At 72.0% G+C, this 21,793-nt stretch carries 21 protein-coding genes and 1 pseudogene; 13 read left to right on the top strand and 9 right to left on the bottom strand.

The annotated features are described in order from the left end of the window. Positions 1–95: 95 nt before the first annotated feature. Positions 96–1,616, top strand: a complete 1,521-nt coding sequence (locus tag ACFZBP_RS22160) for a trehalose-6-phosphate synthase (RefSeq protein ID WP_391415411.1) — start codon at positions 96–98, stop codon at positions 1,614–1,616. Here ACFZBP_RS22160 and otsB read toward each other — a convergent pair. The 3 genes from otsB to ACFZBP_RS22145 form a co-directional block, all read right to left on the bottom strand. After that, positions 1,604–2,446: a trehalose-phosphatase gene (gene otsB, locus ACFZBP_RS22155; protein ID WP_391415409.1), complete on the bottom strand. Its 843-nt coding sequence runs from the start codon at positions 2,444–2,446 to the stop codon at positions 1,604–1,606. The two genes, ACFZBP_RS22160 and otsB, sit on opposite strands and share 13 nt — an antisense overlap. A gap of 207 nt (positions 2,447–2,653) precedes the next feature. Continuing rightward, positions 2,654–2,902 (bottom strand): DUF3263 domain-containing protein, encoded by a 249-nt coding sequence (locus tag ACFZBP_RS22150; protein WP_383457642.1) that lies wholly within the window; start codon positions 2,900–2,902, stop codon positions 2,654–2,656. A 30-nt stretch (positions 2,903–2,932) separates the two neighbouring features. Then, complete coding sequence (locus tag ACFZBP_RS22145) at positions 2,933–4,225, bottom strand: extracellular solute-binding protein (RefSeq protein WP_391416077.1); 1,293 nt, start codon at positions 4,223–4,225, stop codon at positions 2,933–2,935. Between the two features lie 100 nt (positions 4,226–4,325). Here ACFZBP_RS22145 and ACFZBP_RS22140 point away from each other — a divergent pair, with 100 nt between their 5' ends. The 3 genes from ACFZBP_RS22140 (at position 4,326) to ACFZBP_RS22130 (ending at position 7,570) form a co-directional block, all read left to right on the top strand. Beyond that, positions 4,326–5,270, top strand: coding sequence for an ROK family protein (locus ACFZBP_RS22140; protein ID WP_391415406.1), 945 nt, complete (start codon positions 4,326–4,328; stop codon positions 5,268–5,270). Beyond that, the gene (gene nagA / locus ACFZBP_RS22135; RefSeq protein WP_391415404.1) at positions 5,270–6,481 is read left to right on the top strand and encodes an N-acetylglucosamine-6-phosphate deacetylase; all 1,212 of its coding nucleotides are present in this window, start codon (positions 5,270–5,272) and stop codon (positions 6,479–6,481) included. The genes ACFZBP_RS22140 and nagA overlap by 1 nt, the downstream gene beginning before the upstream one ends. 159 nt (positions 6,482–6,640) lie before the next feature. Then, positions 6,641–7,570 (top strand): hexose kinase, encoded by a 930-nt coding sequence (locus ACFZBP_RS22130; protein WP_391415402.1) that lies wholly within the window; start codon positions 6,641–6,643, stop codon positions 7,568–7,570. Positions 7,571–7,573: 3 nt separating this feature from the next. Here the strand turns inward: ACFZBP_RS22130 and ACFZBP_RS22125 are convergent, their stop codons facing one another. Both ACFZBP_RS22125 and cdgB read right to left on the bottom strand, forming a co-directional pair. Continuing rightward, positions 7,574–8,530, bottom strand: coding sequence for a CBM35 domain-containing protein (locus ACFZBP_RS22125; protein WP_391415400.1), 957 nt, complete (start codon positions 8,528–8,530; stop codon positions 7,574–7,576). Positions 8,531–8,651: 121 nt separating this feature from the next. Beyond that, complete coding sequence (cdgB, locus tag ACFZBP_RS22120; RefSeq protein WP_383457621.1) at positions 8,652–10,343, bottom strand: diguanylate cyclase CdgB; 1,692 nt, start codon at positions 10,341–10,343, stop codon at positions 8,652–8,654. Positions 10,344–10,683: 340 nt separating this feature from the next. Here cdgB and ACFZBP_RS22115 point away from each other — a divergent pair, with 340 nt between their 5' ends. Both ACFZBP_RS22115 and ACFZBP_RS22110 read left to right on the top strand, forming a co-directional pair. After that, positions 10,684–11,292, top strand: coding sequence for a flavin reductase family protein (locus ACFZBP_RS22115; protein WP_383457615.1), 609 nt, complete (start codon positions 10,684–10,686; stop codon positions 11,290–11,292). 78 nt (positions 11,293–11,370) lie between these two features. Further along, on the top strand, positions 11,371–11,877 hold the full coding sequence (locus tag ACFZBP_RS22110) for a GNAT family N-acetyltransferase (protein ID WP_391415397.1): 507 nt from the start codon (positions 11,371–11,373) through the stop codon (positions 11,875–11,877). On the opposite strand, the gene ACFZBP_RS22105 is transcribed toward ACFZBP_RS22110, so the two are convergent. Both ACFZBP_RS22105 and arfB read right to left on the bottom strand, forming a co-directional pair. Beyond that, positions 11,864–12,778, bottom strand: coding sequence for a sigma-70 family RNA polymerase sigma factor (locus ACFZBP_RS22105; RefSeq protein ID WP_391415395.1), 915 nt, complete (start codon positions 12,776–12,778; stop codon positions 11,864–11,866). The genes ACFZBP_RS22110 and ACFZBP_RS22105 overlap by 14 nt on opposite strands. 110 nt (positions 12,779–12,888) lie before the next feature. Continuing rightward, complete coding sequence (arfB, locus tag ACFZBP_RS22100; RefSeq protein WP_383457606.1) at positions 12,889–13,326, bottom strand: alternative ribosome rescue aminoacyl-tRNA hydrolase ArfB; 438 nt, start codon at positions 13,324–13,326, stop codon at positions 12,889–12,891. A gap of 170 nt (positions 13,327–13,496) precedes the next feature. Between arfB and ACFZBP_RS22095 the strand changes: the two genes are divergently transcribed. From ACFZBP_RS22095 to ACFZBP_RS22085, 3 genes are all read left to right on the top strand, one after another. After that, complete coding sequence (locus tag ACFZBP_RS22095) at positions 13,497–14,072, top strand: TerD family protein (RefSeq protein ID WP_030050335.1); 576 nt, start codon at positions 13,497–13,499, stop codon at positions 14,070–14,072. A gap of 169 nt (positions 14,073–14,241) precedes the next feature. Beyond that, positions 14,242–14,799 (top strand): GNAT family N-acetyltransferase, encoded by a 558-nt coding sequence (locus ACFZBP_RS22090; protein WP_391415392.1) that lies wholly within the window; start codon positions 14,242–14,244, stop codon positions 14,797–14,799. Between the two features lie 6 nt (positions 14,800–14,805). After that, on the top strand, positions 14,806–15,279 hold the full coding sequence (locus ACFZBP_RS22085; RefSeq protein WP_383457598.1) for a hypothetical protein: 474 nt from the start codon (positions 14,806–14,808) through the stop codon (positions 15,277–15,279). A gap of 14 nt (positions 15,280–15,293) precedes the next feature. Here ACFZBP_RS22085 and ACFZBP_RS22080 read toward each other — a convergent pair whose 3' ends face one another. Continuing rightward, a complete protein-coding gene (locus tag ACFZBP_RS22080; RefSeq protein WP_383457595.1) occupies positions 15,294–16,697 on the bottom strand; it encodes a M1 family metallopeptidase in 1,404 nt (467 codons plus the stop codon). A gap of 40 nt (positions 16,698–16,737) precedes the next feature. Here ACFZBP_RS22080 and ACFZBP_RS22075 point away from each other — a divergent pair, with 40 nt between their 5' ends. Further along, positions 16,738–17,238: a hypothetical protein gene (locus tag ACFZBP_RS22075; RefSeq protein WP_391415389.1), complete on the top strand. Its 501-nt coding sequence runs from the start codon at positions 16,738–16,740 to the stop codon at positions 17,236–17,238. Between the two features lie 409 nt (positions 17,239–17,647). Here ACFZBP_RS22075 and ACFZBP_RS22070 read toward each other — a convergent pair whose 3' ends face one another. Beyond that, positions 17,648–18,355 (bottom strand): pentapeptide repeat-containing protein, encoded by a 708-nt coding sequence (locus ACFZBP_RS22070; RefSeq protein ID WP_391415387.1) that lies wholly within the window; start codon positions 18,353–18,355, stop codon positions 17,648–17,650. Between the two features lie 198 nt (positions 18,356–18,553). On the opposite strand from ACFZBP_RS22070, the gene ACFZBP_RS22065 reads away from it, so the two are divergent. From ACFZBP_RS22065 to ACFZBP_RS22055, 3 genes and pseudogenes are all read left to right on the top strand, one after another. Further along, a complete protein-coding gene (locus ACFZBP_RS22065; RefSeq protein WP_391415385.1) occupies positions 18,554–19,732 on the top strand; it encodes an FAD-dependent oxidoreductase in 1,179 nt (392 codons plus the stop codon). Positions 19,733–19,808: 76 nt separating this feature from the next. Next, positions 19,809–20,789, top strand: coding sequence for a zinc-binding dehydrogenase (locus ACFZBP_RS22060; protein ID WP_391415383.1), 981 nt, complete (start codon positions 19,809–19,811; stop codon positions 20,787–20,789). A gap of 182 nt (positions 20,790–20,971) precedes the next feature. Beyond that, a pseudogene (locus tag ACFZBP_RS22055) lies at positions 20,972–21,732 on the top strand (MFS transporter). Positions 21,733–21,793 lie beyond the last annotated feature (61 nt).

Raw genomic sequence — 21,793 nt, 5'->3', positions numbered from 1 at the left:
ACGACGGACACCCGCCGTATACGGGCCGGACGATGATGCGCCACTGAGCTGAACCGCACGTTTGAGCGTTTCCGAGCCGGGCTAGGTTGACGCGTATGGCTTCCACGCAGGGTGCTGCCGAACAGGGTGCTGCCAAGGTGCTGGTCGCGTCGAACCGCGGCCCGGTCTCGTACGAGGTGCAGGGCGACGGCTCGCTGCGCTCCAAGCGGGGCGGCGGAGGTGTCGTCTCCGGACTGTCGGCGATCGGGCCGGACGCGGGCGCCCTGTGGGTGTGCTCGGCGTTGTCCGACGGCGACCGGGAGGCGGTGCGGCGCGGGGTCGGCGAGGAGGGCGTGCGCATGCTGCCCATCCCGGCCGACGTGCACGCCGACGCGTACAACGGCATCGCGAACTCGGTCCTCTGGTTCGTCCACCACATGCTGTACCAGACGCCGCTGGAGCCGGTCTTCGACGCGGAGTTCCGGCGCCAGTGGGCGGCGTACGAGACCTACAACCGGGCGTTCGCGGAGGAACTGGCGCGGCAGGCGGCGCCGGGCGCGGCGGTGCTGGTGCAGGACTACCACCTGTGCCTGGTGCCGGGGATGCTGCGCGAGCTGCGCCCGGACGTGCGGATCGGCCACTTCTCGCACACGCCGTGGGCGCCGGCGGAGTACTTCCGGATGCTGCCGGACGACATCCGGTCCCAGCTGGTGTGGGGGATGCTCGGCGCGGACCGGCTGGCGTTCCTGACCTGGCGGTGGGCGTCCGGCTTCATGGCTTGCGCGAACGAGATCGACGCCGAGCGGATCCAGGTGTACTCGCCCGTGCCGAGCGAGCCGAAGCACATCGAGCACACCCCGACGGGCGCGCCGCCGCTGAGCACCACCTGGATCGGGGTGCACGGGCTCGGGGCCGACGCCGAGTTCCTGCGCGAGCGCTCCCGCCGGCCGGACGTCGAGGAGCGGATGACGGCACTGCGGCACGAGATCGGCACGGCACCGGACGGCTCCGCCCGCCGGACGATCGTCCGCGTCGACCGCACCGAGCTGTCCAAGAACATCGTGCGCGGCCTGCTGTCCTACCGGCAACTGCTCGACGACCACCCCGAGTGGCGGGAGCGGGTGGTGCACGTGGCCTTCGCCTACCCGTCGCGACAGGACCTGGCGGTGTACCGGGACTACACGGCGGAGGTCCAGCGGCTGGCGGACGAGATCAACTCCGCTTACGGGACCCCGACCTGGACCCCGGTCGTCCTCCACGTCAAGGACGACTTCGCCCGGTCGCTCGCCGCGTACCGGCTGGCCGACGTGGCCCTGGTCAACCCCGTCCGGGACGGCATGAACCTGGTCGCCAAGGAAGTACCCGTCGTCTCCGACGAGGGCTGCGCGCTGGTGCTCTCCCGGGAGGCCGGTGCCTACGAGGAGCTGCGCGACGACGCGATCACCGTGAACCCGTACGACGTGATCGACACGGCGCGGGCGCTGCACGAGGCGTTGTCCATGAGGCCGGAGGAGCGGGCGGAGCGGTCGAAACGGCTGGCCGCGGCTGCGACGGCGCTGCCGCCGGCTCGGTGGTTCCTGGACCAGTTGGACGCGCTCACGGATGAAGCGGCCGGGGAGTCCGGTCAGCCCGCCTGATCGGCGATGGCCGCCAGCAGGCGTACGACCCCCTGCGGGCCGTCGACCACGACGTCCGCCTTCTCCGACAACTCCGTGACCTCCTCGCTGCCGCTGCAGACCAGGAGGCCGGGGGTGCCGTCGGAACGGAGTTCCTCGACGGCGGCGTACGCGGGGAGGTCGCCGAGGTCGTCGCCGGCGTAGAGGACGGACTCGGCGCCGAGGTCGCGGGCGTAGTCCAGGAGGGCCACGCCCTTGTCCATGCCGGGTGGGCGCAGTTCGAGGACCATACGGCCCGGTTCGACGATGAGGCCGTTGCGGGTGGCGAGGTCGGTCAGGGGGGCGCGGAGGGTGTCGAAGGTGCCCTGGGGGTCGGGGGCGCGGCGGGTGTGTACGGCGAGGGCGTGTCCCTTGTCCTCGGTCCAGGTGCCGGTGGTGCCGATGCCGTCGAGGACGCCCGGCAGTTCGGCGCGGACGGCCGCGATGCCGGGGTGGGGTTCGGGAGCGGTGACCTTGCCGGTCGTGGCGTCCCAGCGTTCGGCGCCGTAGTGGCCGAGTACGACCAGGTGCTCCAGGCCGGGGGTGTCGGCGAAGCCGCCGTAGCGCACCGCGGTTTCGGCCGGTCGGCCGGTGATCACTGCCACGGCCGCGACGCGGGGGGCGAGGGCGGTGAGGGCGGGGACGGCCTCGGGGTGCGGCCTCGCCTTCTCGGGGTCCGGGACGATCGGGGCGAGGGTGCCGTCGAAGTCGAGGGCGATCAGTGCGCGGGCGGGGCGCCTGAGAATCGCGTCGAGGCCTGCGCGGCCGGGCCGGGTGGTGGGGGTCGGGAGAGCTTCCGTATGACTACCCATGCCCAGACTTTATCCGCCCCCGCCGCCCCTACCCGTCCCATCCTTCTGGGGCTCCGCCCCAGACCCCGCTCCTCAAACGCCGGAGAGGCTGAGTACTTCAGCCCGTCCGGCGTTTGAGGACGAGGCCCGGAGGGCCGACAGCGGGGGTCTGGGGGCGCAGCCCCCAGGGAGGGGACGGGTAGGGGCGGCGGGGGCGAGGAACGGGTGTCAGCGTTCGGCGCGGTGCTGTTCTCTCAGTCTCCGCAGGCGATTCACCGTCACCGGGTCATGGGCCAACGCCCGCGGGTCGTCCAGCAGAGCGTTCAGCAGCTGGTAGTAGCGAACCGGCGCCAACCCCAGCTCCTCCCGGATCGCCCGCTCCTTCGCCCCGGGCCCCGAGAACCCCCGCCGCTCCAGCGCGAGCACACCCCGCTCACGCTCGGCAAGGCCCTCCCGCTCAGTCGGCTCGTCACTCATGCCCCGCACACTAGCCCCCGCCACCGACACCTACTCCGCGCTCTCCGCCCGCGACGCGGTCGACTGGAGCTGCCCAAGAATCGCCGACGGACTCCCCCCGGAGGCCACCGCCCCACCGATCCGCTTCTTGACCCCCGCACTGACCGCGGCCCACGACGTCCGCCCCACCGGATACAGCTCGGAAAGCGACAGCTGCTCCAGGAACGGCTTGAGATCGGCGTCCTGAGGCGCCCCGCTCATCACGGTGGACGCGGAGTTCGTGACGGGCAGCAGGTCGTACTCCCGGGAGAAGTCGAGGACGTTCTCCTTGTCGTAGACGAAGTCGAGGAAGTCGCCCACCTGCTCGGCATGACCGTTCTGCTTGAACGCCGTCATCCAGTCGGCCACACCCATGGAGACCTTGGTCGGCCCCTCCCGCCCGGGCATCGGCACCATGCCGAACTTCACGCCCTTCTTGGCAGCCATCTGCATCAGGGAAGGGTGGCCGTTGAGCATGCCGACATCGCCCGCCGCGAACGCGGAGAACGCCTCGGCCCGGTTGAGCCGCCCCGGCGCGACCGGCCCGGTGAGCCCCTTGCCGACGAGGTTGTTCTTCAGCCAGTTGAAGGTGGCGACGTTCTCCGTGGAGTCGATGCTGTACGTGCCGAGCTCCGCGTCGGTGTACCCGCCCCCACCGCTGAGGAGCCACTGCATGGTCTCGGCCTGCGCCTCCTCGGGCCCGAGCGGCAGCGCGTACGGGTACTTCACGCCCTCCGCCTCGAGCGCCGCGGCGTCGGCGGCCAGCTCCCGCCAGGTGGTCGGCGCGGTGAGGCCGGCCTTCTGGAAGAGGGTCTTGTTGTAGAAGAGCAGCCGCGTGGAGGAGGCGAAGGGAATGCCGTACTGCACCCCGTTCACCTGCCCCGCGTCCGCGAGCTGCGCGACGAGGTCGGCCTGGACGGGGATGGAGAGGAGATCGTCCGCCTCGTAGAGGAGGTCCTTGGCGGCGTAGTCGGCGTACGCGCCGATCTGCGCCATGTCCGGCGCCTTCCCGGCGTCGACCATCTCCTTGACCTTGGCGTCGACGTCGTTCCAGGAGTACACGGTGACGTCGACGTGCACGCCCGCGTGTTCCTCCTCGTACGCCTCGACGAGCTTGTCCCAGTACTTCTGGGAGCTGTTGGCCTCGCTGTCGCCGTAGTCGGCGGCCACCAGCCTCAGCGTCACCTCGCCCGAACCACCGGTCAGCCCACAGCCACCCAGCGTCGCCACCAGCCCCAGCGCGGACACCGCCGCGATCGTCCCCGTACGCCTACGCCGCTGCACGCAGAACCGCCCCACACCCATCATTCGAAACTTTCGAAACGTCATACATATTGCCCCCATAAGGTCTACACCACGTAAGTGGACTAGACCTCTCGCGGGTACGCAAGCCACACTGTCCCCCGTGAGACATGTCATCGCCCTCGATGTGGGCGGCACCGGGATGAAGGCCGCCCTGGCAGGGGCGAGCGGCGAGCTCCTCCACCAGGTCCGCCGCCCGACCGGGCGCGAGCGCGGGCCGGACGCGGTCGTCGAGGGCATCCTCGACTTCGCCGCCGAGCTGCGCGCGTACGGCGAACAGCGCTTCGGCGAGCCCGCTGCCGCTGTCGGCGTCGCCGTCCCCGGCATCGTCGACGAGGCCGAGGGCATCGCCGCCTACGCGGCCAACCTCGGCTGGCGGGACGTACCCCTGCGCCGGCTGCTGGCCGACCGGCTCGGCGGCATCCCCGTCGCCCTCGGCCACGACGTGCGCACCGGCGGCCTCGCGGAGGGCCGGATCGGCGCGGGCAAGGGCACCGACCGCTTCCTCTTCGTGCCGCTCGGCACCGGAATCGCCGGCGCCATCGGCATCGACGGCCGGGTGGAGTCGGGCGCGCACGGCTTCGCGGGCGAGATCGGCCACATCGTCGTACGCCCCGGCGGCACCCCCTGCCCGTGCGGGCAGCGCGGCTGCCTGGAACGGTTCGCGTCCGCGGCGGCGGTCAGCGAGGCATGGGCCGCCGCCTGCGGGGACCCGGAAGCGGACGCCGCCGACTGCGCGAAGGCCGTCACGTCCGGCGACCCGAACGCCGTACGGGTCTGGCAGCAGGCCGTCGACGCCCTCGCCGACGGCCTCGTCACCGCCCTCACCCTGCTGGACCCGCGCACCCTGATCATCGGTGGCGGCCTGGCCGAGGCGGGGGAAACGTTGTTCACACCCCTGCGGGACGCCGTCCGGCAACGGGTGACCTTCCAGAAGCTGCCGTCCATCGTCCCCGCGGCCCTGGGCGACACGGCGGGATGCCTGGGCGCGGGCCTCCTCGCCTGGGATCTCCTCACATCCACCGACCGCACGGAGGAATCGGCCTGATGGCAGCCCACCCAGGGGCGCGGGGAACTGCGCGACCAGCCACACACGACCCGCAGCCCGCGTCCGGCAAAGCGCCCCTGATCCTGTCCGGCGCCACCGCGGTGATGCCCACAGGAACCGTCAAAGACGCCCAAGTGATCATCGAGGGCACCCGAATCACCGCCACAGCCCCGGAAAACGCCCACCGCATCGCCCTCGACGGCCACTACGTCATCCCCGGCTTCGTCGACATCCACAACCACGGCGGAGGCGGAGCCTCCTTTACCTCAGGCACCCCCGACGACGTACTCAAGGGCATCCACACCCACCGCCTCCACGGCACCACCACCCTCGTCGCCTCCACCGTCACCGGCGACATGGACTTCCTCACCCGCCGCGCAGGCCTCCTCAGCGAACTCGCCGAACAGGGCGACATCGCCGGCATCCACTTCGAGGGCCCCTTCATCTCCCCCTGCCGCAAGGGCGCCCACTCCGAGGCACTCCTGCGCGACCCCGACCCCGCGGAGGTCCGCAAGCTGATCGACGCGGCGCGCGGGCACGCCACGATGGTCACCCTCGCCACCGAACTGCCGGGCGGCCTCGACTCCGTACGCCTCCTCGCCGAACACGGCGTCATCGCGGCGATCGGGCACACGGACGCGACGTACGAGCAGACGGTGGAGGCGATCGAGGCGGGCGCCACGGTCGCCACGCATCTGTTCAACGCGATGCCGCCGCTGGGCCACCGCGAGCCTGGCCCCATCGCGGCCCTGCTGGAGGACGAGCGGGTGACCGTCGAGCTGATCAACGACGGCACCCATCTGCACCCGGCGGCGCTGGAGCTGGCGTTCCGTCACGCGGGGGCGGACCGGGTCGCGTTCATCACGGACGCCATGGACGCGGCCGGCTTCGGCGACGGCCGCTACATGCTCGGCCCGCTGGAGGTGGAGGTCGCCGACGGCGTGGCCCGCCTCGTCGAGGGCGGCTCGATCGCCGGGTCCACCCTCACCCTGGACCGCGCCTTCAAGCGGGCGGTGACGATCGACCGGCTGCCCGTCGAGGACGCGGTGGCGGCCCTGTCCGTCAACCCGGCCAGGCTGCTCGGCCGCTACGACCGCATCGGTTCCCTGGAACCCGGCAAGGACGCCGACCTGCTGGTGCTGGACGCCGACTTCGACCTCAAGGGCGTGATGCGCCGCGGCGAATGGGTGGTCGATCCGCAACTGGGGTGATCTGTCCTGCTGTTGAGGGCGGCGGTTGTCCTGCGAGACTGGGACGGCCGCCGTCCTTTTGGCATGATCAAGGCCTCCAGGCGGAGCGTCCGGTGGACAGCCGGCAAACGCGTTCCGAACCGCTCGCATTCTGAACTTCTTCGGGGGAGGTCGGCCCAGGTGATCCTCACGGTCACGCTGAACACCGCTCTCGACATCACCTATCGCGTACGGTCGCTGCGGCCCCACACATCCCACCGCGTCTCCGAGGTGACCGAGCGCCCCGGCGGCAAGGGCCTGAACGTGGCCCGGGTACTGGCGGCCCTCGGGCACGAGGTGGCGGTCACCGGCTTCGCGGGTGGCGCGACGGGCCGTGTCGTACAGGAACGGCTCACGGCGACGCCCGGTGTGGTGGACGCGCTCGTCCCGGTGGCGGGCGCGACCCGGCGCACGATCGCCGTGGTCGACGAGCGCTCCGGCGACACGACCCAGCTGAACGAGCCCGGCCCGACGGTCACGCCCGCCGAGTGGTCCGCCTTCCAGGAGGCCTACGAGGGCCTGCTCGCGTCGGCCTCGGCGGTCGCCCTGTGCGGCAGTCTGCCGCCGGGGGTGCCGGTGGGGGCGTACGCCGGTCTGGTGCGGGCCGCGAAGGCCGCCGAGGTGCCGGTCCTGCTGGACACCAGCGGAGAGGCGCTGCGCCGCGGCGTCGCCGCCCGCCCGGACGTCATCAAGCCGAACGCCGACGAACTCGCCGAACTCACCGGGTCCCACGAGCCGTTGCGCGCCACGCAGGACGCCCGTCGGCGGGGGGCGCGGGCGGTGGTCGCCTCGCTCGGCACGGACGGCCTCCTCGCCGTGACCGCCGAGGGCCGCTGGCGCGCCACCCCGCCGACCCGCCTCCACGGCAACCCGACCGGCGCCGGCGACGCGGCGGTCGCGGGCCTGCTGTCGGGCCTGGTCGAAAACCTGCCATGGCCGGACCGGCTGGCCCGGGCAGCGGCGCTGAGCGCGGCGAGCGTGGTGGCACCAGTGGCGGGGGAGTTCGAGCGGAGGGCTTACGAGGAGTTGCTGGGGCGGGTGACGGTGACCGGGGAGGTCACCGCCGCCTGACGGCTACGACTTGACCCACCCCTTGACCAGCCACATCTGGTCGATCAGGGCATCGCACTGGTTGCCCTGCTCGCACGACACCTTGATCGTGTTCGTGCCCTTGTTGAGCTGGATCCAGTTGTACGTTTTCGTCCAGCCCTTCTCGTAGTCGCCCTCAGGACCCTTGGCGTAGTTCTTGAGGTTGACCGGCGAGGTGGACGGCGTGCCGTTGACCGTCAGGGTGGCGTTGCCGTCCTTGCCGGGAACACTGAAGCCGACGTAGACCGTGTACTTGCCGCTCTTCGGAATCCCGTTCACGGACCAGGTGACCGACGAGCCGACCTGGTTGAAGCCGGTGACATAGATTCCGCCGTCCGCCTGGGCGCCCTTGACGTCGGACGCGGTGGTGGCGCCGCCGGCGAGGGCGAGGGCCTTGGCGTCGATCGTCGGGAGGTCGTCCTCGGCCGCCTGGCTGTTGCTGTTGGACGGGCTGGGCGCGCTGCTCTGCTGGGACTGCGACGGCGTGGCCTGCGGGTCGTTGCCCGCGTTCTCCTTGTCGTCGCCGCCCAGCATGGCCACGCTGATGCCGATGACGACAGCCGCGACCACGGCGATGGCGCCGATCAGCAGGCCCTTGGTGTTGGGACCCCCGCCCCGGCCGCCGGAACCGCTGCCGCCGCTGTACGCCGGCTGCTGCTGGACCGTCTGCGCCCCGCCGGGATGCGTCTCCGGCGCCGCGTAGTGCGCGTTGGGCTGGCCGTAGGCGCCCTGCTGCTGCGGTATCTGGCCGTAGGCCGCCGTCGGCTGCTGCTGGCCGTACTGGCGCTGGCCGACCGCGCGCACCCGGTTGACCGAACCGGGGTAGCCGTAGCCACCGCCACCGGAGGGCGGCTGGGCGCCGTTGGCCTGCCCGTCGGCGTAGAGGTAGCCGAACGGGTCGTCGTCCTCGGGCGTAGTCGCGCCGTTGTTGCCGGACGTCATCCCTTGGGTACTCCTCACCAGGTGCGGGCGGATGCGATACGTGGGGTCAGACTGGCGAGCCTACCCGCTCCTGATGGCCCAAACGGGTGACTCGGATCGCATCAGCTCGCTGACCTGGCGGTTACCCGGCGCGTCTGTGCTGTTTGGGACGAGATCGTTTCTCTACGTACATCCGCTCGTCAGCGGACTTCAACACTTCGTCCGCTGTCATCCCGCAGTGTGCCCACCCGATGCCGAAGCTGGCGCCGACCCGGACGGCCCGCCCTTCGGCGCGGATCGGCTGGATGATCTCGTTGCGCAGCCGTACGGCGAGGTCCTGGGCGTCGGCGCGGCCGAGGCCGTCGGCGAGGATCACGAACTCGTCGCCGCCGAGCCGGGCGACGGTGTCGCCGTCGCGGACGCCGCGGGAGAGCCGGCGGGCGACCTCGATGAGGACCGCGTCACCCGCGTTGTGCCCGAAGCGGTCGTTGATCGACTTGAAGCCGTCGAGGTCGCAGAAGAGCACCGCGAGCCCCTTGGCGCCGTCGTCCCGCTCGCCCTCGACCGGGGCCACGGTGTGGACGTGGTGGTCGAAGGCGTCGAACGCCGCCGCACCGGGCCGGAAGTCGAAGCCGTGGCCGTTGGCGTCGTAGGCGGGGTGGCCGTAGGCGGCGTCGACCGGCTCCAGGGCGCCGAGCTGCGTCGCGCCGCGGGCGGAGTCGAGCGCCTGGGGGATGGTGGAGCGCTGGCAGAGCCGGGAGGACAGGCGGGCGCGCAGCTCGGCGGAGTTCGGCAGGCCGGTGAGCGAGTCGTGGGAGGCGCGGTGGGCGAGCTGGAGCTCGCGGCGCTTGCGCTCCTCGATGTCCTCGACGTGGGTGAGCAGGAAGCGGGGGCCGTCGGCTGCGTCGGCGACCACGCTGTTGCGCAGACTGACCCAGACGTACGTGCCGTCCCGGCGGCCGAGCCGAAGCTCCGCGCGGCCCCCTTCGGCGGACGTGCGCAGCAGGGTGCCGATGTCCTCGGGGTGGACGAGGTCGGAGAAGGCGTAGCGGCGCATCGCGGAGGCGGGGCGGCCCAGCAGGCGGCACAGGGCGTCGTTGGTGCGCAGGATCCGGCCGTGCTGGTCGCCGCCCATCTCGGCGATGGCCATGCCGGAGGGGGCGTACTCGAAGGCCTGCCTGAAGCTTTCCTCACTGGCGCGCAGGGCCTGCTGCTCGCGTTCGAGCCGGACCAGTGCCCGCTGCATATTCGCGCGTAGACGTGCGTTGCTGATGGCGATGGCGGCCTGGAACGCGTACATCTGGAGCGCCTCGCGCCCCCATGCGCCCGGCAGCCGGCCGTTGCGCGGCCGGTCCACGGAGAGGACCCCGATCAGCTCGCCGCACGCGCCGCCCTGCACGCCGGGCGTGTACATCGGCGCGAAGAGCCGGTCGCTCGGGTGCCACTCGTCCTCGAAGCGGGGGGCGGGGCCGTCGGTGTACCACTGCGGGACGTCGTCGTCGTCGAGGACCCAGCCCTCGGTGTGCGGGATGAAGACCAGGTCGCCCCAGTGCCGGCCCATGCTCAGCCGGCGCTCCCACGAGTCGCGCGAGCCGACGCGGCCGGTGATGAGGGCCTCCGCGGCGGGGTTGCCGGCGAAGGCGGCGACGACCAGATCGCCGTCGGGGCGTACGAGGTTCACGCAGGCGAGCTCATAGCCGAGGCCGGTGACGACGCCGTCGGCGACCGTCTGCAGCGTGTCCGCCAGGCTGCGGGCCGTGTTCATGTCAGCCATGACCTGGTGCAGTTGCCGCAGGGTCGCAAGACGGACATACGGCTCCGACTCGGTCTCCATGCTCGCCCTCCCCCCGAGACCTCGCAGCGAATCAAGGGTGCTCTTCGGCGTATCTTCCTTGCTCGGTTCACCGCCACTGAATCACAGCGCGCTGCCCACTCGGTACACAGGGTCAACAATTAATGGCCCTTGTGACTCAAGTCACAGGTAAACGTGAACAATTGAGCGGCGTTTCTGCGTTTTTCCTGTGCGTTTACTGAACGCAAACTCTGTGTGCGTGTGGAGATGGCACGAAACGGTTCTGAACGGCACCCGGGCCGCTGTCCGTCCGTAGTCCTAGGACCCTTCTCGGGCGAAGGCCCGATGTCGGGTGCGGGGGACCGACATTAGCGTTTTCGGCGTGCCGAACACTTCCCCGCTCCCGTCGCCCGCGCCGCCCGTGGCCCCCCTCCTCCCCGCCGCCCGCGGCGCCGCCCGGCATGCTGAGGGAGTGAGCAACGACGAGTTCCGTGCCGCCATGTCGCGGTTGGCCGCAGGTGTGGTCCTGGTGACCGCGCTGGAGCCACCGCTGGACCCGGACGACCCGCACGCCCCGGCCGGCGAGGACGTCGGCATGACCGCCACCGCGTTCATGTCGGTGTCCTTGGACCCGCCATTGGTGCTGGTCAGCCTGCGTGAGGGGTCCCGGATGGACGACCTGCTCGCCGAGCAGCCGCTGTGGGCGGTGTCGGTCCTCACCGAGAGCCAGCGCCATATCGCGGGCCGCTTCGCCATGAAGGGCCGCGTCAGCGACCGCCTGCTGTTCGCCGACATCCCGTACGTCCGCGGCCTGGAGACCGGTGCCCCGCTGGTCGGCGGCGCGCTGGCCACCCTGGAGTGCCGCACCGAACAACGCGTCACCGCCGGCGACCACACCCTGGTGATCGGCCGCGTCCTGTCGGCCTCGCTGCCGAGCGCGGACGGGGGGCCGTTGACGTATTTCCGTGGACGGTACCGGCAGTTGGGCTGAAGATCGCGGATCAGGCGCGGCGTAACGCGCGGACGAAAATCCGTGGCCGCCGATGATCACCCGTCATAGGTTCCCCGGATGACATCCACTCCGACGCCCCGGACGCCTCCCGCCCCGCGCCTCGAAAAGATCACACCCGGAAACTTCGAAGCGGCGACCGGCATACGCGTCCGCCCCGAGCAGGAATTCGCGGTCTCCCCCGTGATGCAGTCCCTCGCCGAGGCGTACGTCCATCCCGACGGCGTCGCCTGGCCCCGTCTGATCGTCGACGGCGACCGCCCCGTCGGGTTCCTGATGGCCTTCTTCGACATCGACTGGCGCGGCGACGGCACCCTGTTCCGCTCGGGCCTGTGGCGCCTGAACATCGCCGCCGGGGAACAGGGCCGCGGCTACGGCCGATTCGCGGTCGAGTCCGTGGCCACCGAGATCCGTCGCCGTGGCGGCCGCGAACTCCACGTCACCTGGCACCCCGGCCCGAACGGCCCCGAGGCCTTCTACCAGCGCCTCGGCTTCCTCCCCAACGGGGAGACGAGCGGCGGCGAGACGGTGGGGGTGCTGGAGCTGGCCGGGCCTACTCCGGCCTGACGTCGAGCCGGGACAGCCGGGCGGGGTCCGTCACGATGTCGATCACGGTGATCCGATCCCGTACGAACGCAAACTTCAGGGCCCGTTCCGGCCTGCCCCCGACCAGCACCAGGACGCCCGTGGCCCCGTCGACGAGCGCGGGGCGGGCGACTTCGGCGAGCGGTCCGAAGCTCGCCGCGCCCCGGGCCACCGCCGCCGCGCCCGTGGCCACCCCGGCCTCGCTGCGGGCGATGACGTCCGGGTCCAGGACGTCGAGGAGCCCGTCGAAGTCGCCGTCCCGGGCGGCCGCGAGAAACGCGTCGACCACCTGCCGCTGCCTGCGCTGCCGTGCCGGGCCGCTCTCCGGCACGTCGGCGCTCCGCACCCGGCGCCGGGCCCGGCTGGCGAGCTGCCGCGCGGCGGCCGGGGTGCGGTCCACGACGGCGCCGACCTCCTCGTACGGCACCCCGAACAGATCGTGCAGCACGAAGGCCAGCCGCTCGGCGGGGGTCAGGGTGTCCAGTACGACGAGCAGGGCGACGCCCACGGAGTCGGCGAGGAGGGCGTCCTGCTCGGGGTCGAAGGGAGCGGCGGTCGCGGGGGTGGGGGTGCCGGCGGCGACGGCTGTGGCGGTGGTGGTGGCCGTGGTGTCCAGGGGCTGCTCCGCGCGGGACTTGCGCGAACGGAGCATGTCCAGGCAGACCCGCCCGACCACGGTCGTCAGCCAGCCGCCGAGATTGTCGACCCGGGCGGTGTCGGCCCGGCTCACCCGGAACCAGGCCTCCTGCACCGCGTCCTCCGCCTCACCGCTCGACCCGAGCATGCGATGGGCCACGGCACGCAGACGGGCCCGGTGCGTCTCGAAGCGCTGGGCGAGGAAATCCGCCTCCGCGTCCCGGAAGCCACTGTCGTCGGCAGTCATCTGTCCCACCCTCTGTCCCACGCTCTGGTCGAGCTCCGCGATCCGTCGTCAGTGGCTTGACGGATGGGGCGACCAAGATGTGACAGCGGGAACGCGGACAGCGGCGGTCCCTACGTCCAGCCCTGCCCGGACCGGCCCCGCTTGGTGTCCGAACGCTGTTTCTTCTCCCTCAGGCGGCGCTCATTGATCCCGCGGGGGATACGGGTCGGCTTGCGCGGCTTCGGCGGCGGGGCGGTCGCCTCGGCGAGCAGCGCGGCGAGGCGTACGGCGGCGGTCTCGCGGTTGCGCCACTGGGAGCGGTGCTCGGAGGCGCGCACGGAGACGACGCCGTCGACCAGGCGGGACGCCAGCCGCTGCAGCGCCCGCTGCTTCCACACCTCGGGCAGCGCCTCCGTGGCCGCGAGGTCGAAACGCAGCTCGACCTGGGAGTCACTGGTGTTGACGTGCTGGCCGCCCGGGCCGCTCGACCGCGAGAAACGCCACATGAGCTCGGCCTCCGGGAGGGAGACGGAGCCACGGATGACGTAGGGACCAGACATGCCGTACATGTTCCCGCTTCTGTCCGGTCCACGTCACGCGAATATCCTCCCGGGGCCCCCTGAGAGTGCTCTTTGGCAAAGAAAGTAAAGACACCTGGAACTTGGGGTACCCCTCCTCGCGTTCATAGGGGTAGCTGTAGCTTCTAGCCGTACCGCAACGAGGGAAGGGACTCCCAACAATGGCTGTAAGCCTGTCCAAGGGTGGCAACGTCTCGCTCACCAAGGAGGCTCCGGGCCTGACCGCCGTCACCGTGGGCCTCGGCTGGGACGTCCGCACCACCACCGGCACGGACTTCGACCTCGACGCCTCCGCCATCGCGGTCAACCCCACGGGCAAGGTCTACTCGGACGCCCACTTCGTCTTCTTCAACAACAAGCAGACCCCGGACAGCACCATCGTCCACACCGGTGACAACCGCACCGGCGAGGGCGCAGGCGACGACGAGGCGATCAACGTCAACCTGGCCGGTCTCCCGGCCGACGTCGACAAGATCGTCTTCCCGGTCTCGATCTACGACGCGGAGAACCGCTCGCAGAACTTCGGCCAGGTGCGCAACGCCTACATCCGCATCGTCAACCAGGCCGGTGGCGCCGAGATCGCCCGCTACGACCTCTCCGAGGACGCGGCCACCGAGACCGCCATGGTCTTCGGCGAGCTCTACCGCAACGGCGCCGAGTGGAAGTTCCGCGCCGTCGGCCAGGGCTACGCCTCGGGCCTCGTCGGCATCGCCCAGGACTTCGGCGTGAACGTCTGACGGACGCTCTGCTGAACCGGAGCCCCCTGCCGCGGTCGCCGTGGCGGGGGGTTCCGACGTTCCGGGGAGCCGGAGTGTGGGGATTGCGGAGGAGCTCCCGGCGTTCCGGGGCGCCGGAGTTCCAGGCCCCCAGGACCATCACCCAAGGGCTTCGATTAGGTTGCGTCTCATGATCCTCGATCCCCTCCCCCTCACCCCCGACCACGACATCCCGGCCCCCCTCCTCACCGAACTCACCGCCCTCTACGCCTCCAACCGCGACTTCCACGCGCTGAGCGGCGACTTCCCGGACCCGGACGACATCCGGCCGGAGCAGGTGGCGGCCGCGCTGGCCGAGGAGTTGCGGGTGCCCGGGGCGGAGGTGCTGCTCGCGCGCAGCTCCGGGCGGCTGGTCGGGGTCGTGGTCACGCTGGCCCGGCACCCGGACCCGTCCGACCCGGACCCCTGGATCGGCCTGCTGATGGTGGACGCGGACGCGCAACGCCAGGGGCATGGCAGCCGGTTGGCCGCCCTCGTCGAGGACCGCTTCCGCACCGCCGACCGCACGGCCGTCCGCCTTGCCGTACTCGACAACAACCCCGCGGCCCTCGCCTTCTGGACGGCCCTCGGCTACGAGACCATCGGCTACGGACGCGACCGCCAACTCGACCGCCCCTGCACGGTCCTGCGCAAAGAGCTCGCCCCCTCCGCCGACGCCCACGCCGGCGCCGACGCCGACGAGGCCTGACCCGGCATGGACTGGACGCCCCTGGCCGGCACCGCCCTGGGCGCGCTCGTCGGCGTCGGCTCGACCCTGCTCGCGGACCGGGCCCGCTGGCGCCGCGACAAGGCCGACCGCACCCGGCAGGAGCGCCGGGACATCTATGTGACGGTCGTGACGAAGTACCGGCTGGCCTACGAGGCCATGCACGCGGCCGCCGTCACCGGACGCGACCAGCCCGACGCGGTGCGGGACGCGGCCGTGCGGGAGGCGTTCCGGGCGTCGGGCTGCGACGAGGCGCGGGAGACCGCTCTGATCTGCGCCCCGCAGGAGATGTCCGACCTGTTGGAGGACGTCTACGCGACCCTGCGGGACCTCCAGGAGGTGTTCGCCGCCGGTGATCCCCCGCTGGACTCACCGGAGCTGCAGGAGCGGCGGCTCAAGCACGCCGAGGCGATATGGGCGGCGCGTGCGGCGATGCGACGGGATCTCGACCGGTCGGCCTGAACGGCGAACCGCCGTCACGGGTGCTCGGGTCTGCCGTCCCCGTACAGCCAGTCCTCCCAGACCGAGGTGAAGTCCTCGTCCGGGGCCTGCTCCGCCACGTACGCGGTGAAGTCGTCGGTGTCCGCGTTGCCGTGCCGGTGGTCGGCCGTCCAGCCCTGGACGATGTCGTAGAAGGCGTCGTCGCCGACGGTCTGGCGGATCTTGTGGATGACCATCGCGCCGCGCTGGTACACGGGGTCGTCGGAGATGTGCGCGGCGCTCGTGGGCCTGGCGGGCGGGAAGTCCCAGAGGTTCTCGTAGTCGTCCTCGCCGTGGTCGTACAGGGCGTCGAAGGTCTCCTGCGCGCTGTCGCCGCCGTCGTCCTCCTCCCACAACCACTCCGCGTACGTCGCGAAGCCCTCGTTCAGCCACATGTCCCGCCAGCTCTTCGGTGTGACCGAGTTGCCGAACCACTGGTGGGCGAGCTCGTGGACGAGCAGTTCGGTGCCGGGGGCGCCGGGGAAGACGGGCCGGTTCTGGGTCTCCAGGGCGTAACCGGCGTCGCCCTCGTCGGCGACGATCGCGCCGGTGGAGGCGAAGGGGTAGGGGCCGAAGTTGGTCTCGGCCCACTCGACGATCTCGGGCAGCCGGCCGAGCACCTCACGGCTGGCCTCGTCCTGGGCGGGGGTCACCGCGGTGTAGACGGGCAGCTCGCTGTCGCCGGCGGCGGAGACGGTGGAGCGGCGGATGTCGTAGTCGCCGATGGCGAGGGCCGCGACATGGCTCGCCATGGGTTCGGCGGCGCGCCAGTGGAACGTCGTCCGGCCGTCGCCGCTGGTCCGTTCGGCCAGCTCGCCGTTGGAGACGACCTGGAGGTCGTCCGGGACGGTGACCGAGATGTCGTACGACGCCTTGTCGGACGGGTGGTGGTTGCCGGGGAACCACGCCATGGAACCGGTCGGCTCCCCGAGGGCGAGCGCGCCGTCGGCGGTGGGCAGCCAGCCCTCCTCGGAGCCGTCGGGGTCGGTGACGGTCTGCGGGGTGCCGGAGTAGCGGACGGTGAGGCGGAAGGTCTCGCCCTTGTCGAGGTCGTCGTGCGGGCGGACGACGAGTTCCTGGCCGTTACGGCTCCAGCGGGCCCGCTCGCCCTCCACGGTGACCCGCTCGACGTCCATGCCCTTGAGGTCGAGGTCGAAGGCGGAGAGGTCCTTGCCGGCGCGTGCGGTGATCTCGGCGGTGCCGCTGAGGCGGCGGTCGTCGGGATCGTAGGCGAGGTCGAGGGCGTAGTGGGTGACGTCGTAGCCGCCGTTGCCGGACTTGGGGAAGTACGGGTCGCGCACGCCGGAACCGCCGGGGGTGCCCTGGACGCCGCCTCCGCACGCGGTGAGGACGAGGAGGGCGGAGGTGACAGTCAGGGCAACGGGCGCGAAACGGGACACCCGGTGATCCTATGAGGTCGGCCGTGACACCATCACCTGCGTGCTCGACATCGGCTACGCCCTCTCCAACCGCTTCCCGGACCCCCCGCAGACGGACTACCGCCGCGCGGACGTCCGCGCCCTGCGGCACGACCTGTTCTGCGGTGACGTCTACCTCGCCGACACCAAGGCGGACCGGGAGTTGTCCACAGCCTGGGGATGGGTGCCGGTGCTCGACTTCGCCTGGGCCCTGTGCGACATCGCCGAGCGGCTGGACCGGGACCCGGCCGGCTCCCGCGCCTCCCGCCCCCAGCACGCGGAACTGGACTTCACCGAGTCCACGGACCGCATGCTCTTCGAGCGCCGCTTCGGCTGGGTGGACATCGAGGCGGACTGGATGCCCGCGGAGGAGGCCCCGCTGACCTTCTCGCACTCCGAACTGCGCCGCGAGGCCCGCGACTTCCTGCACGACCTGCTCGCCGACCTGGTCGACCTGCACGAGGACCTGGGCGAGAACCCGGCGATCTGGACGCTCCAGGCCCGCTTCCCCCAGGTGTCCTAGACCGGGCTGGACCGGGGGGCGGCCCCGCCGCACACAGCGAAGGAGCCCCGTCCCGCGAACGCGGGACGGGGCTCCAGATCTGAGCGCCGGGCAGGCCTTGCACCTGCATTTCCCCGCAGGAAGCGGGGCGTCTTTCCTTGGACCACCAACGCAGCACCGACCACCGGGAGTTCCGGCGAGCAGCTCAAGATCAATCATACCGGATCCATGCCAGTGCCCGCACCCCCGGACCGCCGTCCTCGCGCTAGGGGGTGCTTCGAAGGTCCTGTGCGGTGCCCGCGGTGTCCGGTGCGTGCCCTCGGCGTGCCGGACGAAGGCCCTCGTAGCGGAGCTACTTGGGCCTTTGGCCGGTGCGGCGAGGGTGCGTGCCGGGCGCCGTGGGTGCTGTGCAGGACCTTCGAAGCACCCCCTAGGCGCCGGCCTCCACCCTGATCCCCAGCTGCGCCGCCAGCACCGGAGCCAGATCCAGCAGTTGCCCCGAACTGATCACCGCCCCCGAAAGCCGGTCCACCCCGCGCGCGATGTCCAGCTCGGCCGCCTGGCGCAGGTCCACCTCGGCCAGCGTCACCCCGGTGAGGTCGACCCCCTTCAGCGCGCAGTCCACGAACTCCACCCGCTCCAGCCGGGCGCCCCCGAAGTCCGGCTCGACCAGGACGCAGCCCTCGAAGACGACGTCCTTGAGCCGGGCCTTGCGCAGGTTCAGATAGTCGATCTTGCCGCCCCGGATCACGACCCGCTCCAGCGCGGCCCCGTGCAGCTGCACCCCGCCCAGCCGGGCGTCGACCAGCTCCACGTCCCGCAGGGTCGCCTCGGCGAGATCGGTGCCGACACCCCGTAGCCCGGTGAGGACCGAGTCGAGGATCCGGGCGTGGTGGAGTCTCGTCCCGTCCAGCGCGCAGCCGGTCAGCGCGCAGTCCATGAAACGGGCGCCCGCCCCGTCCTGCCCGGTGAGGTCCTGCTCCCGGAACTCCAGCCCGTCGTAGTCCCCGTCCGGCTCCAACTCCCCTTCCCCGAACGGCTCCAACGGCGGCAACCGCAGCTCGGGCCGCCGCGCCCCCTTCACGCCGCCCCTGCCCGCACCGCCCGCACCACCCGCACCCGTCGCTCTCCTCGCCATGCCCCCCATGCTGCACCCCGCCACTGACAATTCCCCTGACCTGCGACGACACGGCCCTGGCAGCCCCTGCGACGCCCCGAACCCGCCCTGGTCGCCCACCCGGCCGCCGCCCCGATGTCACATTCCGGGTGCCCCGCGTCGTCGTAGTCACAGAGAAGGCCAGAAAGGCGACCCCGAGTACGAGGGAGACCCCCAGCCATGCACCGCATCACCGTCGTCGGCGGCGGCTTCGCCGGACTCACCGCCGCCATCACCGCCGCCGAGGCGGGCGCCAAGGTCACCGTGTACGAGGCCCACCACACGCTCGGCGGGCGGGCGCGGACCGCCGAGGGGCCGTACCGGACGAACGACGGGCCGCACGCCCTGTACAGCGGCGGCCCGCACTGGGCCTGGCTCAGGCAGCGCGACCTCATCGGGCCACTCGCGCCGATCCCGCCCCTGGAGGCCGCCCTGCTGCGGCTGCGTCATCGGGGCGTCCTGCGCCGCACCCCACCGTTCGCCCTGCTGAAGCTGCTGCGGCGGGGCCTGCCGCAGGCGCCCGTGGACGTCGACTTCCTCACCTGGGCCACCGGCATCGCGGGCGAGGAGGGCGCCCGCGCCGCCGCGCACTACTCGGCCGTCGCCCTGTTCCACCACGACCCCGGCGCCGTCTCCGCCGCGTTCGTGCAGGAGCGGCTGCGGCGGGCCACCAAGCTCCCGCCGGAGGCGCACTACCCGCGGGGCGGCTGGGCGACCGTGATCGACCGGATGGCGGCGCGGGCCTGGAACCTCGGGGTCCGGATGGAGACCCTGTCCCGCGTCGACAGCCTCGACGACCTCGACAGCCGGGCGGCCGGGGCGCCCGTCGTCGTCGCCACCTCCCTCGACGCGGCCCGCCGTCTCCTCAAGGACGACTCGCTGACCTGGACCAGCGGCCGTACGGCGCTCCTCGACCTCGCGGTGCGGACCCGGCGCGGGGACGCCTTCGTCGTCTCCGACCTCGACGCGACCGGCTGGCTGGAGCGGTTCACCGCACAGGACCGGTCCCTCGCGCCGGCCGGCGAGCAGCTGATCCAGGGCCAGATCCCGATCGCCCCGCACGAGACCAGGGCCGACGGCGTCGCCCGTGCCGAACAGCTCCTCGACCTCGGCTTCCCCGGCTGGCGCGAACGCGTCACCTGGCGGCGCGAGTCCACCGCGAACGGCCGTACCGGCGCCGTGGACCTGCCCGGCACCAGCTGGCGGGACCGCCCGGCCGTCGACCGCGGCGCCGGGGTCTATCTGGCGGGCGACCAGGTCGCCGCCCCCGGCGTCCTGTCCGAGGTCTCCTTCAACAGTGCCCTCACGGCCGTGTCCCTCGCCCTGGGCCGGCACGCCCTTGACCTCAAGAGAGCTTGAGGTTGCAGCATCGATCAGCCGCCCCGTGACGGGGCGGGCGCCCTGACACACCGAGTTCCGACGATGGGGGACCCCGATGCACGCCATCCGCCTGCACGCCTTCGGCCCGGCAGAGAACCTCACCTACGAGGAGACCGACGACCCCACCCCCGGCCCCGGCCAGGTCCGTATCGCCGTGGCGGCCGCCGGGGTCCACCTCCTCGACACGGCCCTGCGCGAGGGCATCCAGGGCCCGGCGCCGCAGCCGCCCACCCTGCCCACGATCCCCGGCCGCGAGGTCGCCGGCGTCGTCGAGTCCCTCGGCGAGGGCGTCGCGGAGCTGTGGCTCGGCAAGCGCGTCGTCGCCCACCTCGGATTCGCGCCGGGCGGCTACGCCGAACTCGCCGTCGCCGACGTCGACCGCGTCCATGAGATCCCGGCCAACCTCGACCCGGCCGAGGCCGTCGCCATGATCGGCACGGGCCGTACGACGATGGGGATCCTCCAGTTCGCCGAGCTCGGCCCGGACGCGGTGGCCGTGATCCCGGCGGCCGCGGGCGGCATCGGCACCCTCCTCGTGCAGTACGCCAAGAACACCGGCGCCGTCGTCATCGGCCTCGCGGGCGGCCCCGAGAAGGTCGCGCGCGTGCAGGAGAACGGCGCCGACCTGGCCGTCGACTACAAGGACCCGGTGTGGCCGGAGAAGGTCCGCGCGTTCCTCGGCGGGCGGCCCGCGAGCGTCGTCTTCGACGGCGTCGGCGGCGACGTGGCCCGCGAGGCGGTCGCGCTGCTCGGCCCCGGCGGCCGGCACCTGGTCTTCGGCTGGTCCGGCGCGGGCCTGCACGACGGCACGCCCTACTTCGTCGAAGGCGTCTCCCAGCAGGTCCTCGGCCCGCCGATGATGCGGCGGGCCGGCGGCCCCAACCCCGTACAGACCCTCGAACTGCGCGCTCTCGCCGAGGCCGCCGAGGGCCGTCTCACCCCGGCCGTGCAGCGCTTCCCGCTGGCCGAGGCGGCGGCCGCCCATCGCGCCCTCGAAACGCGCGGAACCACCGGAAAGGTGGTACTGGAGCCATGACCGACCGCAAGCCCTCGCGGGACCGCGTACCGCCGCAGTCCCGCGACGGGGGAGCGCACTCCAAGCACTCCTGCCCAGATGCGACACGCCCCGAACCATGGTCTTCTGGCCAGGTGAATGTCACCCGAACGGGTGAACCCGCCCAGGCCGCCGACCCCGACCCCCGCCGCTGGTGGGGCCTGGTGATCATCGCGCTCGCGCAGCTCATGGTCGTCCTCGACGCGACCATCGTGAACATCGCGCTGCCCTCCGCCCAGAGCGATCTCGGCATGACCGACGGCAACCGGCTGGGGGTCCCCCCACGCCTTTAAGGCAGTGGGGGAGGGTGATCACCGCCTACACGCTGGCCTTCGGCGGACTGCTGCTGCTCGGCGGCCGCATAGCCGACCTGGTGGGCCGCAAGCGCACCTTCGTCCTCGGCCTGGTCGGCTTCGCCGCCGCCTCCGCGCTGGGCGGCGCGGCCACCTCGTCCGGCATGCTCTTCCTGCTGGCGACGGTCGGCATGGTGCTCCTGACCCGGCTGACCGTGCACTCGTCCTACGCGGGCGACATCCTGCCCGCCCTGATCCTCATGGGCCTCGGCATGGGCCTGATCTTCATGCCGGTGTTCGCCACGGCGACGGCGGGCGTGGCCCCGCAGGACTTCGGAGTGACCTCCGCGACCATCAACACCTCGCAGCAGGTGGGCGGTTCGATCGGTACGGCCCTGCTGAACACCATCGCCACCACCAGCAGCGCCGCCTACATCACCGCCCATCTCACCGACCCGGCCCAGCGGGCCCTGGTCACCAAGGAGGGCGTGGTCCACGGCTACACGGTCGCCATCTGGTGGGCCGCCGCCATCATGCTCCTGGCCGGCCTGGTCGCCGCCCTGATGGTCACGGCGAAGCCCCCGAAACACGGCGCCCCGCAGGACACGCGGGTCCCGGAGTCGGTGGCCTGAGCGGCCGCCCCGACGACAGGGGGAGGGACCCCACCGGACCGCGGAGCCCCTCCCCCACCCC

It is taken from the genome of Streptomyces sp. NPDC008086 (genome assembly GCF_042957325.1).
GTDB lineage: Bacteria > Actinomycetota > Actinomycetes > Streptomycetales > Streptomycetaceae > Streptomyces.
Note: the sequence above shows the minus strand (reverse complement) of the source record. Positions and strands in the feature narration are given on the sequence as shown.

Bases quoted from the DNA above. Each gene is read 5' to 3' on its own strand.
- ACFZBP_RS22125 (WP_391415400.1), bottom strand. From the start codon at position 8,530: ATGACGTCCGGCAACAACGGCGCGACTACGCCCGAGGACGACGACCCG.
- ACFZBP_RS22145 (WP_391416077.1), bottom strand. From the start codon at position 4,225: ATGGGTGTGGGGCGGTTCTGCGTGCAGCGGCGTAGGCGTACGGGGACG.
- ACFZBP_RS22160 (WP_391415411.1), top strand. From the start codon at position 96: ATGGCTTCCACGCAGGGTGCTGCCGAACAGGGTGCTGCCAAGGTGCTG.
- arfB (WP_383457606.1), bottom strand. From the start codon at position 13,326: ATGTACGGCATGTCTGGTCCCTACGTCATCCGTGGCTCCGTCTCCCTC.
- ACFZBP_RS22105 (WP_391415395.1), bottom strand. From the start codon at position 12,778: ATGACTGCCGACGACAGTGGCTTCCGGGACGCGGAGGCGGATTTCCTC.
- ACFZBP_RS22110 (WP_391415397.1), top strand. From the start codon at position 11,371: ATGACATCCACTCCGACGCCCCGGACGCCTCCCGCCCCGCGCCTCGAA.
- cdgB (WP_383457621.1), bottom strand. From the start codon at position 10,343: ATGGAGACCGAGTCGGAGCCGTATGTCCGTCTTGCGACCCTGCGGCAA.
- otsB (WP_391415409.1), bottom strand. From the start codon at position 2,446: ATGGGTAGTCATACGGAAGCTCTCCCGACCCCCACCACCCGGCCCGGC.
- ACFZBP_RS22150 (WP_383457642.1), bottom strand. From the start codon at position 2,902: ATGAGTGACGAGCCGACTGAGCGGGAGGGCCTTGCCGAGCGTGAGCGG.
- ACFZBP_RS22065 (WP_391415385.1), top strand. From the start codon at position 18,554: ATGCACCGCATCACCGTCGTCGGCGGCGGCTTCGCCGGACTCACCGCC.
- nagA (WP_391415404.1), top strand. From the start codon at position 5,270: ATGGCAGCCCACCCAGGGGCGCGGGGAACTGCGCGACCAGCCACACAC.
- ACFZBP_RS22060 (WP_391415383.1), top strand. From the start codon at position 19,809: ATGCACGCCATCCGCCTGCACGCCTTCGGCCCGGCAGAGAACCTCACC.
- ACFZBP_RS22090 (WP_391415392.1), top strand. From the start codon at position 14,242: ATGATCCTCGATCCCCTCCCCCTCACCCCCGACCACGACATCCCGGCC.
- ACFZBP_RS22095 (WP_030050335.1), top strand. From the start codon at position 13,497: ATGGCTGTAAGCCTGTCCAAGGGTGGCAACGTCTCGCTCACCAAGGAG.
- ACFZBP_RS22070 (WP_391415387.1), bottom strand. From the start codon at position 18,355: ATGGCGAGGAGAGCGACGGGTGCGGGTGGTGCGGGCGGTGCGGGCAGG.
- ACFZBP_RS22085 (WP_383457598.1), top strand. From the start codon at position 14,806: ATGGACTGGACGCCCCTGGCCGGCACCGCCCTGGGCGCGCTCGTCGGC.